Here is an 18,531-nt window from a genome sequence, read left to right as displayed (position 1 = left end):
CACCTCGGGCGAAGCCTTGGGCCTGCCGCGCAGCGCGGCAAGGCACGGGCTGTCCTCTCGATCCTTGCCGCCCCTTCCCCCGCCTCGCGCCGCGATCCGGAGGGCAGGCCTTGATCATCGGTCTCGGCTCCGACCTTTGCAATATCGAGCGGATTCAAAATTCGCTCGACCGCTTCGGCGAGCGGTTTGAAATGCGGGTGTTCACCGAGGTCGAGCGCGCCAAGGCAGCGCGGCGGCCCTTCACGCGAGCCGGTACCTATGCCAAGCGCTTTGCGGCGAAGGAGGCCTTTTCAAAAGCCGTCGGTACGGGCTTCAGGCGCGGGGTGTTCATGAAGGACATCGGCGTCGTCAATGCGCCATCGGGGGCGCCGACGCTCGCGCTCACCGGGGGAGCCGCCGAACGGCTCGCGCAGATGGTGCCCGCGGGGCACAAGGCGCATATCCATCTCACATTGACCGACGATCACCCCTGGGCGCAGGCCTTCGTCATCATCGAAGCGATCAAGGACGAATAATGGCGAAAAAGAAGAGCAAGGGGGAGGAAAGCTGGGGCAAGCTGATCCGCGATATCGTGGTCATCCTGCTGCTCGTCCTCGGCATCCACAGCTGCGTCGCCAAACCTTTTTATATTCCTTCGGATTCGATGATGCCAACGCTGCGCAACGGCGACCGGCTGATCGTGAGCAAATATCCCTATGGCTGGTCCTATGCCTCGGTGAGCTTCCACCTTGCGCCCAAGACCGAAGGCCGGCTCTTTGGCAAGTTGCCCGAGCGCGGCGACATTGTCGTGCTCGAGCATCCCGACACGCGCATCGATTATATCAAGCGCGTGATCGGCCTGCCCGGCGACACGATCGCCCTCAGAAGCGGCGCGCTCTTCATCAACGGCAAGCCCGTCAAGCGCAGGGTTGAGCCGGCGCTCACCATTCCCGCCGACCCCAATCTGCCAGGGCCGGACAGCAGCCTGTTCCGCTTCGTCACCCGCGACGCGAGCGGGCGCGAAGTGCTCGAGCTGCCGATCGTGCGCGAAACGCTGCCCGGCGGCGCAACCTTCGACACGATCGACATGGGCCCAGGCTATGCGACCGACGATTATGGCCCGGTGAAGGTGCCAGCGGGCCATCTCTTCCTGATGGGCGACAATCGCGACGGCAGCGCCGACAGCCGCGTCTCGGCCGAGCGCAAGGGGCTCGGAGGGCCCGTCCCCTTCGACGCCATCGCGGGGCGCGCCGAGATCATCAGCTTTTCGACCGACGGCACGACCGAATGGTATAATCCGCTAAGCTGGCTGCGCGGTCTAAGGTCCGGGCGCGCCGGAACCGATCTCAGGCCTGCGCGTGACAGCAGCGCCAGCAGGGAGTGACGCGATGGCGGAGAAAAAAGAGCGCGCCGCAGCACAGGCCAAGGCGGGCAATGAAGCCCCCGGCCCCACCGAAATCCATAGCCAGCTCGTTCGCACCGAACTCTTGAAAGCGAGCGTCTGGCTGGGCCTCGCGCTCCTGATCGGCGTGTCGATCATCCTCATACAGCCCATCCTGCTGATCTTCGCCGCCATTGTCGTTGCATCGATGCTCGATGGGGGAACAAGACTTCTCGGGCGGGTGCTGCCCATCGCGCGCGGTTGGCGGCTCCTGATCATCTGCCTTCTGCTGGTCGCCTTCCTCGCCTGGACGGTCTTGTTCGCAGGCTCGCAGATCGCCGACCAGGCGGCGACCTTGCAGAAAGTCGTGATGGCGCAGATCGAGCGCATCGCGGCATGGGCAGCTGATCACGGCATGGGCAATTTTCAGCTCGATACCAAGACGATCACCGACAATCTGGCCGGAACGGTCGGGCGGGTGACCGCGGCTGTCGGCACAGTGCTCGGCGCCCTCACCAGCCTCGTCATGATCGTTGTTCTTGGCATTTTCCTCGCGATCGAGCCGCGCCTTTACGAGCGCGGCGTGGCGTGGATGCTGCCGATGAAATCGCGCGAGAATTTCTACATCACCACCGCGCGCATGGGCTTCACGCTGCGGCGGCTGATGGCAGGGCGCCTCCTCGGCATGGTCGTCGAGGGCATTGGCACCTGGCTTGCCTGCCTCGCGGTCGGCATTCCGATGGCGGCGCTGATGGGGCTTCTCACCGGGCTCCTCGCCTTCATTCCCAATATCGGTGCGATCGTCTCGGGCGTTCTGCTTGTCCTTGTCGGCTTCTCGGCCGGGACCGACACCGGCCTTTATGCCATTATCATCTATTTCGTCGTCCAGACGGTCGACGGCTATCTGATCGTCCCCATGGTGGCCAAGCAGACCGTCGACCTCGCCCCCGCGCTCGTCCTCGCCGCGCAAATCCTGTTCGGCGCGCTGCTCGGCATCATGGGGCTGTTCCTCGCCGATCCGATTGTCGCGATGATCAAGGTCGCGCTCGAGCGCGAGGCTGAACGCAACGCCGGAACGGGGATTGCCAAGAAAGCGTAACGCCGCCCCAGCGGCTGGGACGGCGCTTGAACTTTCGCGATGCACCAGGGGCAGTCCCGGCTTTCGCCGGGAGGCGCTCGTGGTCAGGGCTGCGGAGCGGCAGAGGGCGGGCCGCCGGGTCCACCCGGTGCGCCCTGCATCATTTGCTGCTGCTGCATCATCTGCTGCATCGCGCGCACCTCGGCCTCGGAACGGAAGTCGATGAGCGTCACATCGAAATGCAGCGTGCTGCCTGCCGGGATCGGTCCCACGGCGCGGTCGCCATAACCGAGCTGAGGCGGGATGGTGATCTTGTACTCGCCGCCCTTTTTCATCCGGGTCAGCGCCTCGGAGAAACCGGGAACGACCTGAGCGACCTGCATCGGCGCCTGTTCGTTGGCGTCGAACACCGTTCCGTCGTCGAGCTTGCCCTGATATTTGACGAGCACGATGTCGGACTGGGTCGGGCTCGCGCCCGTTCCTTCCTTCACGACCTCAAAGCCGATGCGCGGGGTTCCGCGGACCGCGAAGGCAATCGCCACCGCGGCCAGCGCCGCCAGGCCGATCCACAGCAGCCACAGCCCGCCCTTGCTCACCGGGCGCAATGGAACCGTCGTTACACTCATCGTCGCTGATCCTTCGCTGGCGCCCGCGGGCGCAAATGTCGCGCACGCCTATAGGCGGACGCACGGCAGGCGGTCCAGCGAGAATCGGCAAGGGGCAGCGCCTCGGGCCCGGGCGCGATGGCTAGACGCCCATCTCGGCCTTATTGAGGAGAATGTCGAGGCGGTAGACGCGGGCGGGGGACGCGAGAATCGCATTCATGCGGGGATTGTCGCGGAAGATGTCGCCGCCGCCGCCCGCCACATGCGCGTCGCGCCCGGCGATGCTCGGAAACGCCTCGAAGATACCGAATATGGCGGGCGCATAGCGGACGGCGAACCAGGGTCCGGTTGCAGGCTCCCCGAGCACGCAGCCGTAAATATCCTCGAGCATGCGCACGACCTCCTCTTCCTTCCCCGCCCTCGCCTCGATGTGGATGTAGAAGGCCTTATGTCCCTCCTCCCCATTCTCGCCCGACACAATCACGCCCCTGTGGGGGGTGTCCAGCGCGGGCTGGGGGTGCCGGTCGGGGCCAGGCACCAAGGAGAGATCCTCGGGGAGCGCTGAAGGCGGAGCGGCGTTTGTCATCGGGCTTTTCCTCGTGATCGGCGGCCCTTCTCGGCTCGCCGAGGCCGCATGATAGACTGACTTGCAGCCGCCACCATTGCAAAGCCCGCCGCTGCCTTTCATTTACGGCAAGCCGGTAGCGGTGTTAGCCTCGCGGCCCATGAGCCTTCCCTCCACCCGTAGCCTTCAGGCTTTTGTCACCACCGCCCGCCTCGGCAGCCTTGCGGGCGCAAGCGCAAGCGCCGGCATGTCAGTCCCCGCCCTGTCCCGCCGGCTCGCTCAGCTCGAAAAGCAGCTGGGGGTCCGCCTCTTCGAGCGCGTGCCCCGGGGCGTGGTGCTGACGAGCGCCGGCGAGGCCTATCTTGGGCATGCGCTCGCCGTCCTGGATCGGCTCCACGCGGCGGCAGCCGAATTGCAGCAGGACGCGCGGATCGTGCGCGTGACGACGATCGCGGCCTTCGCGGCGCGCTGGCTCATACCGCGTCTTTCGGCCTTCAGCGCGCGCCACCCCGCCATCGAGGTGGACGTCAGAACCTCGATTGCCTTCGAGCGGCTCGATGCAGGCCAGTTTGATTTTGCGATCAGCCTGGCGCTCGACTCCGAGATGGCGATCGAGCCATTGCTTCCGATCCACCTGGTGCCGGTCTGGAGCGCGGCCCATTCGCGCCGCATCACATGTCCCGCTGATTTGCTCGCTCACCCGCTCCTCGGGCCCGATCATCGACCCGAGTTCTGGCAGGAGTGGCTGCGCGCGAGCGGTCTCGACGAAGCGAAGGCTGCGCCGCGCGATGTCGACTCGCTGCTCTTGTACGAGCGGACCTTGAGCGGCGCCGGCGTCGCGATCGGGATCGAGCCGCTGATATCGGGGCTGCTGGACGAGGGCCGGCTGGAGGCGCTGGCCGGCCACCGGTTACGCTCGGCGCGCAGCTTCTTCCTTGTCGAGGCGGCCGAGACGCGCACCCCCGCTGCGCGCCTCTTTCGGCGATGGCTGCAAGAGGAGGCGCAGCGCTGACATCTTCCTGGTGTCTGGCGGGGCGCAATCCCGAGTGCGCCGTTCGGGGACGTACAGGAGAGGCTCCTCCCAATTCCATCTCGCCGCTATTCGTCTGCGCGCGTGAAAAAGGGCGCCGCGTTGCCGCAGCGCCCTTTTCACGATCAGGATCCCGAACGGGAAGGACGGTTACTTGATACCGTCGCGCTCCATCCGCTTGCGCTCCATCTTGCGGGCGCGGCGGACAGCAGCGGCGCGCTCGCGGGCACGCTTTTCGCTGGGCTTTTCGTAGTGACGGCGCAGCTTCATTTCGCGATACACGCCCTCACGCTGCAGCTTCTTCTTGAGCGCGCGAAGGGCCTGGTCGACATTATTGTCGCGAACGATGATCTGCATACGCCGTGTCGTCTCCTGTTCGTCAAACGGCCTTTGTCCCCGGTCACTTTTCCGGTTCGCCATAGGTCGCCGATATTCGGGCAATAAAAAGAGCGCCGCGAAAGCGCGACGTTCCGATAGAGCGCCAACTAAAGAGATTCGCGCCGAAATGCAAGCCCCCGCGCGACAGGGCGCAGGGCCGATCGCGTTTTACCTTCGCCATCTTACCCGAGGGGGCGATTATAGGTTCGAGTAGCTTGGGTGACGCGAACCGATTAGCAGCCTCACGCGAGTTCCCCCCCTTTCCCGCGCTCAGCCGGCGAGCCTTTGGCAGGTCATCGATATCCTGCTTCCTTTGGCGAGGCACGGCGAGGATCAGAGCCAGATCCCCCGAGCGAGCGAGCGTGGGGTCGGGACAGCCATGACGCTCAGGCATATCCCTGCCCTTCCCAGCTTCCAGCTTCGCAGGGCCAAACATCGGCTTTCCAGTGTCACATGCCACCCCGTTTCCCGACAGGCTTCCCGCGCAACACCGCGCGCGGGATTGTTTCACCCCTGCCCTCTGTGGCATAGGTAGCAGGACGAAACCGATAGGAAGAGGATCAGCCGATGGCGACCCAGCTCAAGCGCAACAGCAAATATAGCGAAGCCGAATGGACCGCACGGCAGGAACTCGCCGCCTGCTACCGCATTTTCGCGATGATGGGCTGGGACGAGATGATCTTCAACCATATTACGGTGAAGGTGCCCGACGAGGAGGGCAGCTATCTCATCAATCCCTATGGCATGCATTTCAGCGAGGTCACTGCCTCGAGCCTGATCAAGATCGACATTGACGGCAACAAGGTCGACGCCGACAATCCCTGGCACGTCAACAAGGCAGGATTCGTGCAGCACAGCCTGTTCCACCGCGAACTGCCCGACGCGCACGCAATCATCCACACCCATACAACGGCGACAATGGCGGTCTGCGGGCTCGAAGGCGGGCTCCAGCCCACCAACTTTTACGCCTGCAACTATATGGGCCAGCTCGCCTATCATGATTTTGAAGGCATCACCGTGCGCGAGGAGGAAGGCGAGCGGCTGATCCGCAATCTCGGCGACAAGCGCATCCTGATGCTCCGCAATCATGGTCCTGTCGTCATGGGCCGGACGCTTCCCGAGGCCTTCATCAAATATTGGGCGCTCCAGCGGGCGTGCGAGATCCAGCTGGCGACGATGAGCATGGGCAAGCCGATCCTCGTCAGCGACGATGTGATCAAGGTCCACCAGCGCGACCTGTACATGGCGCAGATCCCGGGCGGCGCGGGCAAGGCCGAGTTCGACGCCATGGTGCGCAAGGTCGACAAGATCGACACGAGCTGGCGTGACTAATCTGCAAAAGCGGTCCATCAGTCCCGCATGACGAAATTCTCGGTGAACGACCGGCCGGTCGAATATCGGATGGACCCTGAAACGCCGCTGCTCTGGGCGCTGCGCGACGCATCGAACCTCACCGGAACCAAATATGGCTGCGGTACGGGCGATTGCGGCGCGTGCACAGTCGACATCGACGGCGAGGCCATCCGCAGCTGCCTCGTCACCATCGCCGAATGCGAGGGGCGATTCGTGACGACGATCGAAGGCCTCTCGCGCGATCGCTCGCACCCTGTGCAGCAGGCATGGGTCGCCGAACAGGTGCCGCAGTGCGGCTTCTGCCAGTCGGGGATGATCATGGCCGCGGCCGCGCTGCTGCGCGGCAACAGCAACCCGAGCGATGCTGAAATCGACGCCGCGATGACCAATATCTGCCGCTGCGGGACCTATCCGCGTATCCGCTCCGCGATCCGTCTCGCTGGGCGGGTGATGCGCGGCGAAGAGCGCCTCGCCGCCGCTCCGCCCCCCGGCATTCGCCCTGAGGACGCAGCGCGCGCCGTCCCGGCGATGCGCCCCCCGCGCGGAAGCTGAACCCCAGACAACGCCCCGGTCAGAACCGACTCATCTTGCAGCGCGTAGGAATCGCTCCATCATCCCGGCTGGCGCCTTCAGTATGCGGGACACGGATTGGAGACACGACATGAAGAAGATGTTCGGAGGGTTGCTGATGGCAGCAACGATCCTGACCCCGCTGGGTCCCGCTTTTGCACGGCCCGACAATGCTGGCGTCCAGATCGCCCAGCGCGGCGGCGAGCGCGGCCATCGCGGCTCGCAGGGCCGCCGCGGCGGCGAAGCGCGGGTCCAGCGCGAACGTGCGCCGCGACAGGCAGAGCGGCAACGCCCGCAGGCGCAGCGCGAACGCGCGCCGCGGCAAGCCGAACGACAGCGTCCGCAGGCGCAGCGCGAACGCGCGCCGCGACAGGCCGAACGGCAGCGAGCGCAAGTGCAGCGTCAGCGGGCGCAGCGTCAACAGGCGCAGCGCGCGCAGCGCGACAATCGCTGGCGCGAGCAGCAGCGCGCCCAGCAGACCCAGCGCCGCGCTGGCAATTATGACCGCAACCGGGACGGCCATCCCGATCGGCAGTGGGACCGCAATCGCAACACACAGGTAGACCGGCGCGCGAGCCGCAACGACAACCGCCGCTATGATCGCGACACGCGCCGCAACGTTCGCAACGACCGCCGCTACAACGACAACCGGCGCAGCTGGAGCCGCGACTGGCGCCATGATCGCCGCTACGACTGGCGCAGCTACCGCGATGCGAACCGCCATTATTACCGGCTTCCGCGCTATTATTCGCCCTATCGCGATCACCGCTACACGCGCTTCAGCGTCGGCTTCACGCTGGGCTCACTCTTCTACAGCCAGCGCTACTGGATCAACGATCCCTGGTATTATCGTCTGCCGCCGGCCTACGGCAATTACCGCTGGGTCCGCTATTATGACGATGCGCTGCTCGTCGACATCTATTCAGGCCGCGTGGTCGACGTGATTTACGATTTCTTCTGGTAATTTTCCTTTCGGTTACCGGAATGACAACTGAAGGGCCGGTTCTGCCGGCCCTTCTTTTCATGATGTCAGGCGGCGCGGTAGGCGCGCGGTCGCGGGGCGGAGGATTTGGCCTGCCCTGCAAGTCCGATCAAGGCCTCGATCTCGACCGTGTCGGCAAAGCGTACGCCGACGCGATTGTCGTCCGACCACCGCGCTTCGGCGTCAAGCCGCATACCGGGCGCATATTCGAGCGTCAGCGCCGTGCCCGGCGGCACATTCCACAATCCTTCGATCAAGGCCCCGCCCGAGGAGATGTTGCGAACGATTGCCTCGTAACGATATCCGCCGCTCAGCACGTTGATCGCGCGCAGGATGTGGCGGCGCGGCGCACGCGCGCTCTGATAGCCCTGCGCGACGACCTGCCCGTCGCTCTCGCGTAGCAGCGCCAGCATCTCGTCCCGGTCCATCGGCTTGCCGTAGATATAGCCCTGGACATGGCTGCAACCCAGCCGGCGAACGAGCGCAAGATCATCGTGCGTTTCGACCCCTTCGGCCGTCGTTTCCATGCGCAGCGCCGACGCGAGCCCGACGATCGAGGAGATGATCGCGGCATTCATGCTGTTCTTGTCGGCGGCGCCGAGAACGAAACTCTGGTCGATCTTGATCTTGTCGAAGGGCGCCTTCTTCAGATAGCCAAGCGCCGAATAGCCGGTCCCGAAATCATCGAGGGCAAGCCGGACTCCGGTGCGCTTCAGGCGTTGGAACATCTCCAGATTTTCAGGGCTCTCATCGAGAAACACCCCTTCGGTGATCTCAAGCTCCAGCTGGGCCGGAGCGATGCCTGATGCGGACAGAGCGCTCATGATCGTGGCGGGCAGACGGTCGTTGGCAAACTGGCGCGGCGAGACATTGACCGCGACGCGGTAGCCTGGACCGATCTGCGCGATCGTGTCGCAGGCGGTGCGAATAATCCATTCACCGATCGGCACGATCAGGTTCGATTCTTCGGCAATGGGAATGAATTTGGAAGGACTGACGGCTTCGCCGTCGCCGCGCTGCCAGCGAATGAGCGCTTCAAAACCGGTGATCCGTTCGTGCGCGATATCGACGATCGGCTGATAAAGAAGTTTAAGTTCTTCCTTGGCGAGCGCGTCACGCAGCGCATCCTCGATCGCCTTGCGCTCGCTCGCCTGGTTGTGCATCGCGTCGGCATAGAAGCGATACACGCCGCGCCCCGCATCCTTTGCGGCATAAAGGGCAAGGTCTGCGTTGCGCACGAGCGCCGCCGCGCTCACCGCCTCGCCGTCTGCGACCGCAATGCCCACCGAAGAGCCGATCCGCACCTGTTCGCCCTCAATGGCAAAGGGCTTTGCAAGGCTGAGGATGATTGCGTTGGCAATGCTGGCAAGCTTCTCCGGCTGGTTGATCTGCGGCAGCACGATCTGGAACTCGTCGCCGCCGAGCCGGCCCACCTGTCCCTTGTCGCCGATGATCTGGGTGAGCCGTCCCGCCGCCTGCTGCAGAAGCTGGTCGCCCACCGGATGGCCGAGCGTATCGTTGACCGCCTTGAAGCGGTCGAGGTCGAGCAGCAGCAGCGCGCAGGGTTGCGCCTGGCCCATATGGTTCTTGAGCGCGCGCTCGAGCAGTTCGGTGATGTGGAGCCTGTTCGCAAGGCCCGTCAGCGTGTCGTAGCGCGCGAGCTGGTTTATCTCGCGCTCCGAACGCTTCTTCTCGGTGAGATCGGTACCGCTCCCGCGAAAGCCGAAGAAATGACCAAATTCGTTCGAGATGGGATGCCCCGAGATGGACCACCAACGCTCCTCGCCCGGCACCGCCGCCTGGACGGTGAGATCGTTAAAGGGGGTGCGCGATGAGAGGCTGAAGCCGAGCGCGCGCTCCTCGCTCTCGTCATTGCCAATCCGCTTGCGGATGATGTCGGTAAACGGCCGGCCGAGAAGCTCGCCGAGCGGCCGGCCGAGCTTTGCCGCGATCGTCGGCGAAATATAGACAAGCTGGCCATAGCGGTCGGTCTCCCAGAACCAGCCGCGCCCCGCCCGCTCGAAATCGCGCACGAGGTTCAACGCGCGCTGCTGCTCGCTGACCGCGAGACGCTCGGCGCGCTTCGCGCGGCGCTGATGGCGCATGTCCTCGCGCACCATCACGATCAAAAGCCCCAGAAATACCATGCCCGCGACCGCGAACGGCCAGGATGCAACGCCGATCGCACCCCCGAAGGCGGCGGCGCCGGCGAAGGTGAAAAAGGCCGGCCGGGCGATGGCGGACGCTGAGGCGGCAACGAGGATCGCGCCGAAGAGGATCGCGGTAAAGGCGTCGAAATAGAAGCTCCCGTCCGGAATGGCGGTCGCGGCGAACATCGCCGCCGATGTCAGGAGGGTCCCGAGCGCGATGAGCGTCATCGCGAACGCCGTCGCGGCGCGCAGCCGGCGCGGCGAAAGGCTGCGCCGCTGGCGCGACATCTGGCCAATGATGGTGAGGACGAGATCACAGGCGAGGCCCACCGCCATCGCGAGCCATTGCGCGGAGGAATGGAGGAAGCCCTCGACGCCAGGAAAGAATGCGAAGGCGAAAAGCGCGAGCGCCCGCGCGATGAACACATAGTGCCAAAGCTGTCCGACGCGGCTCAGCCGGGCGACGAAGCCAGGCGAGTCGAGCAGCGATTCGTCCGGCGATGCCGTAAGGGCAAGCGGTCGCACTATGGAGCGCTTTGACGCCAAATCCTCTTTATCCTGCTGGTTCGAACCCGTCGCAGCAGTGTCAGAAAGGGGTTTCCAAATCCTTATTCCGAAAGGGAAAATGCCTGCCTTGTTGATCCAAATTGGGAGAGGTTTGGTTTCGCTTCTCCGGCTTGGTATAGCAAAGCTCATGGCTGCCGTCCGCCTCTTGCCGCCCGACCGCTTCTTCGACCGCGAAGAATGGGCCGCGGTGACCCGCGCCTCGCGCTGGCGCGGCGTCTGGCTCGTCGCGCACGCCTGGATCGTCAGCATCGCGGCGGTGGGTCTTGCAGCCTGGTCTGGCCATCCCGCCGCGTGGCTGCTCGCGATCTTCCTCGTCGGAGGCCGCCAGCTCGGCCTTGCGATCCTGATGCACGACGCCGCGCACGGCGCGCTTCATCCCAGCCGCAAGGTCAATAATTTCCTCGGCCAGTGGCTCACCGGCGCCGCGGTCGGGTCGGACCTCATCGCCTATCGCACCTATCATCTGCAGCATCACAAATATACGCAGCAGGCAGAAGACCCCGACCTTTCGCTCTCAAAGCCCTTCCCTACCACCCGCGCGAGCCTTGCGCGCAAGATCCTGCGCGATCTCACCGGGCAGACATTTTTCAAGCAGCGCGCGGCGCAATTTGGCTATGCGATAATCGGCCTCAAGGCGATGCTGCGCGGCGAGCAGCCGGCGAGGCGCCAGGCCGGCACGCGCGCGGGCACGCCGTTCAACAAGCAGTCGGACGACGGCATGACGTCACCGACCGCGGATGTCGCAGGTGCGATCGCGGTGACCCGCGCGGTCGGCCGCTTCCTCCTTGTACAGGCCGTTCTCCTGAGCGCCTCGCTCCTCCTTTATGGCTGGACGCCCTATCTGCTGTGGCTCGCGGCGCTGGCGACGACCTTCCAGCTTTATCTTCGGATTCGCAACATCGCCGAGCACGCCTGCACAACGACGGGGAGCGATGACCCCTTCACCCATGCGCGCACCACGCAAGCGGGCTGGATCGCGCGGGCGACGGTCGCGCCCTATTGGGTCAATTATCACGCCGAGCATCACCTGTTCATGGGCGTTCCCTGCTACCGCCTGCCCGAGGTCCATGCCGCGCTCGGCCGCGCGGGAAAACATGAAGCGATGACGATCGCGCCCGATTATCGCGCGGTCCTGCGCGAGGTGACGGCGCTTGGTTGAGGGCTATTCGGCGACGAAGCGCGCACCTGCCCGGTCCTTCACCGTCGTCGCAGGATCGAAGATCATCCCGTTCATCGCGATATAGACGCCCGGCGGCAGGGTCTGCACGGCGGCAAGCGCGAAGCCGACGTTGAACTCGGCATCGCTCGCGCGTACCGACGCCGGCTGCATCGCACCGGTCATCACGATCGTCTTGTCCCGCACCCCTGCGAGCACGCGGCCGGTGACGACCATCGTGTCGGTGCCGTGGGTGACGAGGATACGCGAGGCATCGCTGCCCGCCACCGCAGCGCGGATCGTCTCGCGATCGGCATCGGTGAGGTCGAGGCTGTCCTTGCGCATCAGCTGGGTGACGCGGTGCGGAACATGGACATTACTCTCGCGCAGCATGTCGGGGATTGCCGCGGGGCCGATCTGGAACTCGCTGAGCGCGTCGAAATAGACTTTGTCGATCGTCCCGCCGGTCGTGAAAATGTCGATCATCACCGCCTTATCATCCCGTCCGGACCGGGCGCCGCAGGAACGCCGCCGGCAAGGCGCCGGGCGGGTTCGAACCGCGGCTTTGCCTGGGCGCAAGCGGCCGCAAGCCTCATGCCAGCGCCTCGGCGATCAGGCGCCGTGTGTTGGCGATACCGAAGAGCGCGATGAAACTGCCCATGCGCGGCCCAGCGCTCGATCCGAGCAGCGTCTCGTAGAGCGCCTTGAACCAATCACGCAGATTTTCAAAGCCATAGGCTTCGTTCTTGCCAATCTCATAGACGATGTTCTGGATGTCGTCCGCCGATGCGTCGGCAGGAAGCTCGGCGAGCCTCTCGTCGAGCGCACGCAGCGCCGCGCTTTCGCCGCCCTCAGGCTTGCGGCGCTGGAGGGTCGGGGCAACAAAGTCGCGGTTGTATGCCATCGCATTGTCGATCAGCCCGTCGAGCTCGGGATAGCGCGATGCATCTGCGCCTTCGACATATTGGCCAAGATAGCGCCAGATCTGCTCCTTGGACGCATCGGCGCCCATGACGCCGACGAGATTGAGAAGCAGGCCGAAGGTCACCGGCAATTGGGTTGCAGGCACATCCTCGCCGCGCGCGGCATGAACGTGATGGGCTGGATTTCCAAGCCGCTTATCAGGTTCTTGCGAGGGATAGTTACCGCGCATTTGCAGATATTCGTCGACCGCCTTCGGGATCACCCCGATATGGAGCTGCTTGGCCGCCTTGGGTTCGCGATAGGCAAAGAAGGCAAGGCTTTCCTCGCTGCCGTAGGCAAGCCATTGCTCGAGGCTGAGACCATTGCCCTTCGACTTCGAGATCTTCTCACCCTTGTCATCGAGGAACATCTCGTAGATCAGCCCCTCGGGCTTGCGGCCCCCGAGCGCGCGCGCAATCTTGCCAGACTGGACGCCGCTGTCGGTGAGGTCCTTGCCGTACATTTCATAGTCGACGCCCAGTGCCACCCAGCGCATCGCCCAATCAACCTTCCACTGGAGCTTCGCGCCGCCCGAGAGGATATTGTGCGTGATCGTCTCGCCTTCGTCCTCGAATGAGACGAGCCCCGCATCGGCGTCGACGACCGTGACCGGCACCTGGAGCACGATGCCCGACCTGGGGCTCACCGGGAGGATCGGCGAATAGGTCGCGGCGCGTTCGGCGCGCAGCGTCGGCAACATGATGTCGAGAATGTCCTGATTGTGCCGCAGGACATTTTTGAGCGCCTCGTCGAAGGCGCCTGACTTGTAGCGTTCGGTCGAGCTCACAAACTCATAGTCGAAGCCGAACCGGTCGAGAAATTCGCGCAGCATCGCGTTGTTGTGATGCGCGAAGCTTTCATATTTGCCGAAGGGGTCGGGGATCGCGGTGAGCGGCTTGCCGAGATGTTCGCGCAGCATGTCGCCGTTCGGCACATTGTCGGGCACCTTGCGCAGCCCGTCCATATCGTCGCTGAAGGCGACGAGCCGCGTCGGCGCCGGCACGCCGGCTTCGTTGGCGGTCAGCGTCTCATAGGCACGGCGTACCATCGTCGTGCGCAGCACTTCGTTGAAGGTCCCGATATGCGGCAGTCCCGACGGGCCATAGCCCGTTTCGAAGAGCACGGCTTGGCCGCCTGGCTTTCCTTCGGGATAGCGTTTGACCAGCTTTCGCGCTTCCTCGAACGGCCAGGCCTTGGACGTTAGCGCAGCTTCGCGCAGCGAAGGATGAAGGTGCAGGTCAGTCATGGCAGCGCCCATAGCGGCAAGATTGCGCAATGGAAAGAAGCCGGGAGAGGAAGCAAGAGCGCGCCCGAACGGGATCTGAGGGAGTGCCTGCCATGGCGGACGAGCGGCAACGGGCGCGGTAGCAAAGGCAATCCAACGCGGAGCCGCAAGCGGCGGGAGACGCGTGCGGCACAGCGGCAGAGCTTTCGCTCGCGCGAAGGGAGCGCGAGCTTTGGGCGCGCGGTGGGGGGGGCCTGGCCCCAGCGGCGCGGGCGGTCCGGCGCCCGCGCTTCATGGTTACCCGAAATTTACCATGTCGGGGTAAGACGCTCCCATGACCAGCTCCTTTCTCCGCGCACCGCGCCATCACAAGCGCACATCGCTCGACCTCGACGTCATCATCGACGGGGTGCTCAACCGCGTGGAGGCGCGGATCAGCGACCTTTCCGAAGGGGGAGCGCGGATCAACGGGGCGAGCCTGCCGGCGCGCTCGCGCTGCGAAATCCATTATGGCGGACAAACCGTCTATGCCGTTGTCATGTGGAGCGAAATCGACCGCATGGGGGTACGCTTTCCCTATGAGCTCGCGCACGGTCCGCTCTACCGCGCGCTCCAGCAGGCGCGTAGCGCCGCGATGATCGAGCCCGCGCGGATATTCCACAGCCAGCGGCCAGCGGGCTTCGGGCGCCGCGGTCTGAGCTGACACGTCGACCGCTCCACCCGGCCGCGGGCAAAATCTGATACGGGGCCTGGTCGAGGCCGGCGGCCGGGCGACTTGCCGCGTTCGCCTTTTGTCCCTAGCGTGGGGCGATGGCGCCGCCTCCCCTTCCCCTCCCCGCGATCCACGCAAGCCATGTCGGCATCTGGATCGCCGACGCTGCCGGACGCGTACAGCGGGTCGGGCGCGGCGAAGCGATTGCGGCGGTCGCAGCGACCCCGCACCTCCTTCTCGGTGCGCCGCTCACCGGCGACCGGTTGGGCTATCCCGAGCTTTCGGGCCTCGATCTGCTTGAACTCTTCGCCTTTCTCTATCCCGCGCGCTTCGCGGTCCCGACGCCGGCAGGCCTTGCCGCGGCGCTTGGGCTATCGCCGCCCAAAGCCGAAGCCGACATAGCAGGCTTCCTGCCGTGGGCCGCCGCTGAGATGCTGGAGAGCATCGATGACCCGGACTGGCCCGAGCGCGAAGGCGCGTGGCATAGCCTTGCCGCTCTTGCACGGCAGCGCTGGCCGTTCGCGCCGCTGCTCCAGCCGCGGCTCAGCGCGCCCGAACAGAGCGATCGCTGGCTGTTCGCGCGCCTCCCAGAATGGGAAGAAGCGCCGCCGCGCGCCGCTCCGCGTCAGGTTCGCCTCGACCCCGCCGACGTCGCGGCGGGGCTCGACCGGCTGACCGGAGATGGCGCCGAGCGCCGTTCGGGCCAGCAGGATTATGCCCGCGCGGTCGCCGCGATCTTTGCGCCGCGCGAACGCAAGGACGCGCCGCACATGCTGGTGGCCGAGGCGGGCACGGGAATCGGCAAGACGCTCGGCTATCTCGCGCCAGCAAAACAATGGATCGACGCCTCGGCGGGCGCGATCTGCATCTCGACCTTCACCAAGGCGCTCCAGCGCCAATTGGCGCGCGAGACCGAAAAACTCTATCGCGATCCCGCGACCCACCGCGAAAAGGTCGTGGTGCGCAAGGGACGCGAAAATTATCTTTGCCTTTTGAACCTCGAGGATGCGCTCCAGGGCGGTTTTTCAGGCCGCGCTGCGATCCTTGCGCAGCTTGTCGCGCGCTGGGCCGCCTATACGCGCGATGGCGACATGATCGGCGGCGACCTTCCCGGCTGGCTCCCCGCGCTGTTTCGCCGCAACGGCACCGCCGCGCTCACCGACCGGCGCGGCGAGTGCATTTATGCAGGGTGCCCGCATTTCAGGAAATGCTTCATCGAACGCTCGGCGCGCGCAGCGACGCAGGCCGATATCATCATCGCCAACCATGCGCTCACGATGGTGCAGGCGGCGCGACCGCGTGACGGCGGTGCTCCTGCGAGCCGGCTGATCTTCGACGAGGGTCATCATCTCTGGGACGCGGCCGATTCGATGTTTGCCGCAGCGCTCACCGGCCAGGAAGCGATCGAGATCCGCCGCTGGATCCTCGGCCCCGAGGGCAAGTCGCGCGGGCGGCGGCGCGGGCTTGCCGCGCGGCTCGCCGACGTCGCAAGCTATGACGAGGCGGGCGAAGAGGCGATCCAGATGGCGATAACGGCCGCCGCCGAACTGCCCGGCGACGGCTGGCTTTCGCGGCTTGCCGAGAATGATCCCTGGGGCGCGATCGAGCGGCTGCTCGCCGCGGTTCGCGCGCAGGTCTATGCGCGCAGCATCGAGGCGAAGGGCGCCGATAGCGGCTATGGCCTCGAGACCGAACTTGCCGACCCTGACGCCGCGCTGGTGAGCGCCGCTGCGGGCGCGAGCGACGCGATCGAAGCGCTGCTGCGGCCTCTCCTCGCGCTCGGCAAGCGGCTCGACGCGCTCATCGAGGATCCGCCCGACTGGCTCGACGGCCAGGCGCGGGCGCGCGTCGACGGCGCGCGCGCGAGCCTTGGCACGCGGATCGACACGCTCGGCGCGTGGCTGTCGCTGCTCGGCCGCGTCGGCGGGCCCGCGCACCCCGATTTTGTCGACTGGCTTGCGGTCGATCGCTTCGATGGGCGCGAATATGATTGCGGGCTGCACCGCCATTGGCTCGACCCGGCACGCCCGGTTGCCGAGATCGTCTATCGCCCAGCGCAAGGCGTGCTCGTTACATCGGCGACGCTGCGCGGCGGACATGATGGGGGTGCAGGCTGGAGTGACGCCGACATTCGCACAGGTGCGCGGCACATGGAGAGCAATGTTGCCCATTTTGCCGTCGCAAGCCCTTTTGACTATGCGCGCCAGTCCGAGGTGCTGATCGTCACCGATATCGCGCGCGGCGACCTTCCCGCGCTCGCGGGCGCCTACAGCCGGCTCATCGAGGCCTCGGGCGGCGGGGCGCTCGGGCTGTTCAGCGCGATCCGGCGACTGCGCATCGTCCATGCGCGCATCGCGGACCGCCTCGCCCGCGCGGGGCTGCCGCTCTATGCCCAGCATGTCGACCCGCTGGACACCGGAACGCTCGTCGACATTTTTCGCGCCGACCCGCATGCCTCGCTCCTTGGCACCGATGCATTGCGCGACGGCGTCGACGTTCCAGGCGATTCGCTGCGCCTCGTCGTCATGGAGGGTGTGCCCTGGCCGCGCCCGACGATCCTCCATGCCGCGCGCCGCGCCGCGCAGGGGGGCAGCGCCTATGACGATATGGTGATCCGCGGCCGGATCGCGCAGGCCTTTGGCCGCCTCATCCGCCGCGCCGACGATTTCGGGCAGTTCGTGATGCTCTCGCCCTCCTTCCCCTCGCGGCTCCTCCGGGCCTTTCCCGAGGGGACACCAATCCGCCGCCTGCCCCTCGACGAGGCGGTGAACCGCGTTGCCGCGGCCAATGTCGCGCAGCGGGACCGCGCATATGCCTTCCCACCGTCCTGAGTTTGCGGCACAAGGCAGCGATTCGGGGACAGTGCCGACAGGTGGGGAGTGATTTTGAAGACGTTGACGATCCTGCGCCACGCCAAATCGGGCTGGGACGCCCCCGTCGAGCGCGATTTCGACCGTCCGATCAATGCGCGGGGCCGCCGCGGCGCCGAACTGATCGGCCAGTATCTGAAGCGGCAGAACCTGCCCGTCGAGCGCATCGTCGCCTCGCCCGCGGTGCGCGTGACCGAAACGCTCGACATTTTTCAGCCCGCCGCGGGGATCGCTGACCTTGAACCCCACTGGGACCGGCGCATCTATCTCGCCTCGGCGGCAACGCTGATGGACGTGGTCCGCGACACCGGCGGCGATGCCGACCATGTCCTGATCGTCGGGCATAATCCGGGGCTTGAGGATCTGATCCTGATGCTCGTTCCGGAATCGGCAGGCGATGCGCTGCGCGCCGAAGTCGAGGAAAAGCTGCCGACCTGCGCGATGGCGCGGCTCGAACTCGATATCGACGACTGGCACGCCCTCGACGCGGGCGCGGCCCGCTTCACGCTCTTCATCCGTCCGCGCGACCTCGACCCGGCGCTTTCGCCCGCGATCGACTGACGCTCAGGCGGCGTCGAGCGCCGCGGCGAGGCGCTGGCGAAGCGCGATGAGCGCTGCGAGCGGCACGCCTCCTGCGCTCGGGACGGGCGGCGAGGCCGTATCGAGCGGCGGCGCGGGCACCGCACTTTGGGGGCCCTCCTTGCCCGACAAGGCCTTGCGCGCGCCCTCGACGGTGAACCCCTTTACGTGGAGCAAATGATGGATGCGTTCAGCGAGTGCGACGTCCGCCGGGCGGTAGTAGCGGCGGCGGCCCGAACGTTGCAGCGGCCGAAGCTCGGGAAAGCGCGTCTCCCAATAGCGCAGCACATGGGTCGGGACACCGATCCGCTCGGCGAGTTCGCCGATCGACAGCATTGCGCCCGCCGCCTTGCTGCTCGCGCCGCGCTCGTCGAAATCGGGCATCGCC

Annotated in this window: 18 protein-coding genes; 11 read left to right on the top strand and 7 right to left on the bottom strand. The window is 65.7% G+C overall.

The window, feature by feature from the left end:
- Window positions 1-110 precede the first annotated feature (110 nt).
- The 3 genes from acpS to LH20_RS09370 are packed head-to-tail and all read left to right on the top strand — an operon-like array spanning window position 111 to window position 2,459.
- Window positions 111-515: a holo-ACP synthase gene (gene acpS / locus LH20_RS09380; RefSeq protein ID WP_053553965.1), complete on the top strand. Its 405-nt coding sequence runs from the start codon at window positions 111-113 to the stop codon at window positions 513-515.
- Window positions 515-1,363 (top strand): signal peptidase I, encoded by an 849-nt coding sequence (gene lepB, locus LH20_RS09375; RefSeq protein ID WP_053553964.1) that lies wholly within the window; start codon window positions 515-517, stop codon window positions 1,361-1,363. The genes acpS and lepB overlap by 1 nt, the downstream gene beginning before the upstream one ends.
- 4 nt (window positions 1,364-1,367) lie before the next feature.
- The gene (locus LH20_RS09370) at window positions 1,368-2,459 is read left to right on the top strand and encodes an AI-2E family transporter (protein ID WP_053553963.1); all 1,092 of its coding nucleotides are present in this window, start codon (window positions 1,368-1,370) and stop codon (window positions 2,457-2,459) included.
- Between the two features lie 83 nt (window positions 2,460-2,542).
- Here LH20_RS09370 and LH20_RS09365 read toward each other — a convergent pair whose 3' ends face one another.
- Complete coding sequence (locus tag LH20_RS09365) at window positions 2,543-3,064, bottom strand: FKBP-type peptidyl-prolyl cis-trans isomerase (protein ID WP_053553962.1); 522 nt, start codon at window positions 3,062-3,064, stop codon at window positions 2,543-2,545.
- 121 nt (window positions 3,065-3,185) lie between these two features.
- Complete coding sequence (locus tag LH20_RS09360) at window positions 3,186-3,629, bottom strand: putative quinol monooxygenase (protein WP_200905458.1); 444 nt, start codon at window positions 3,627-3,629, stop codon at window positions 3,186-3,188.
- A gap of 139 nt (window positions 3,630-3,768) precedes the next feature.
- Here LH20_RS09360 and LH20_RS09355 point away from each other — a divergent pair, with 139 nt between their 5' ends.
- Window positions 3,769-4,620: a LysR substrate-binding domain-containing protein gene (locus tag LH20_RS09355; protein WP_053553961.1), complete on the top strand. Its 852-nt coding sequence runs from the start codon at window positions 3,769-3,771 to the stop codon at window positions 4,618-4,620.
- A 168-nt stretch (window positions 4,621-4,788) separates the two neighbouring features.
- Here LH20_RS09355 and rpsU read toward each other — a convergent pair whose 3' ends face one another.
- A complete protein-coding gene (rpsU, locus tag LH20_RS09350; protein ID WP_003047635.1) occupies window positions 4,789-4,995 on the bottom strand; it encodes a 30S ribosomal protein S21 in 207 nt (68 codons plus the stop codon).
- 588 nt (window positions 4,996-5,583) lie between these two features.
- Between rpsU and LH20_RS09340 the strand changes: the two genes are divergently transcribed.
- The 3 genes from LH20_RS09340 to LH20_RS09330 all read left to right on the top strand — a co-directional run bounded on the left by LH20_RS09340 (window position 5,584) and on the right by LH20_RS09330 (window position 7,903).
- Entirely contained in the window at window positions 5,584-6,348 is a 765-nt protein-coding gene (locus tag LH20_RS09340) for a class II aldolase/adducin family protein (RefSeq protein WP_053553959.1), read from the top strand.
- A gap of 27 nt (window positions 6,349-6,375) precedes the next feature.
- A complete protein-coding gene (locus tag LH20_RS09335) occupies window positions 6,376-6,921 on the top strand; it encodes a (2Fe-2S)-binding protein (RefSeq protein WP_053553958.1) in 546 nt (181 codons plus the stop codon).
- A 109-nt stretch (window positions 6,922-7,030) separates the two neighbouring features.
- The gene (locus LH20_RS09330) at window positions 7,031-7,903 is read left to right on the top strand and encodes an RcnB family protein (RefSeq protein WP_053553957.1); all 873 of its coding nucleotides are present in this window, start codon (window positions 7,031-7,033) and stop codon (window positions 7,901-7,903) included.
- 65 nt (window positions 7,904-7,968) lie between these two features.
- Here the strand turns inward: LH20_RS09330 and LH20_RS09325 are convergent, their stop codons facing one another.
- The gene (locus LH20_RS09325; RefSeq protein WP_235527168.1) at window positions 7,969-10,596 is read right to left on the bottom strand and encodes an EAL domain-containing protein; all 2,628 of its coding nucleotides are present in this window, start codon (window positions 10,594-10,596) and stop codon (window positions 7,969-7,971) included.
- A gap of 169 nt (window positions 10,597-10,765) precedes the next feature.
- Between LH20_RS09325 and LH20_RS09320 the strand changes: the two genes are divergently transcribed.
- On the top strand, window positions 10,766-11,797 hold the full coding sequence (locus tag LH20_RS09320; protein WP_053553955.1) for a fatty acid desaturase family protein: 1,032 nt from the start codon (window positions 10,766-10,768) through the stop codon (window positions 11,795-11,797).
- Window positions 11,798-11,800: 3 nt separating this feature from the next.
- Here LH20_RS09320 and LH20_RS09315 read toward each other — a convergent pair whose 3' ends face one another.
- The gene (locus tag LH20_RS09315; protein WP_053553954.1) at window positions 11,801-12,280 is read right to left on the bottom strand and encodes an asparaginase domain-containing protein; all 480 of its coding nucleotides are present in this window, start codon (window positions 12,278-12,280) and stop codon (window positions 11,801-11,803) included.
- Window positions 12,281-12,386: 106 nt separating this feature from the next.
- Window positions 12,387-14,003, bottom strand: coding sequence for a lysine--tRNA ligase (locus tag LH20_RS09310; RefSeq protein WP_053556199.1), 1,617 nt, complete (start codon window positions 14,001-14,003; stop codon window positions 12,387-12,389).
- Window positions 14,004-14,316: 313 nt separating this feature from the next.
- Between LH20_RS09310 and LH20_RS09305 the strand changes: the two genes are divergently transcribed.
- From LH20_RS09305 to LH20_RS09295, 3 genes are all read left to right on the top strand, one after another.
- Window positions 14,317-14,685 carry a PilZ domain-containing protein gene (locus tag LH20_RS09305; protein ID WP_053553953.1) on the top strand — a complete coding sequence of 123 codons (369 nt, stop codon included), beginning with the start codon at window positions 14,317-14,319 and terminating at the stop codon, window positions 14,683-14,685.
- A 107-nt stretch (window positions 14,686-14,792) separates the two neighbouring features.
- Window positions 14,793-17,525 (top strand): ATP-dependent DNA helicase, encoded by a 2,733-nt coding sequence (locus LH20_RS09300; RefSeq protein ID WP_053553952.1) that lies wholly within the window; start codon window positions 14,793-14,795, stop codon window positions 17,523-17,525.
- A gap of 54 nt (window positions 17,526-17,579) precedes the next feature.
- The gene (locus tag LH20_RS09295; protein ID WP_053556198.1) at window positions 17,580-18,125 is read left to right on the top strand and encodes a SixA phosphatase family protein; all 546 of its coding nucleotides are present in this window, start codon (window positions 17,580-17,582) and stop codon (window positions 18,123-18,125) included.
- A 3-nt stretch (window positions 18,126-18,128) separates the two neighbouring features.
- Here the strand turns inward: LH20_RS09295 and LH20_RS09290 are convergent, their stop codons facing one another.
- A complete protein-coding gene (locus LH20_RS09290; protein WP_053553951.1) occupies window positions 18,129-18,527 on the bottom strand; it encodes a MerR family transcriptional regulator in 399 nt (132 codons plus the stop codon).
- Window positions 18,528-18,531: the final 4 nt, after the last annotated feature.

This window comes from Sphingopyxis sp. 113P3 (assembly GCF_001278035.1).
Classification (GTDB): Bacteria; Pseudomonadota; Alphaproteobacteria; order Sphingomonadales; family Sphingomonadaceae; genus Sphingopyxis.
This window is presented reverse-complemented; position numbering and strand designations above follow the sequence as displayed.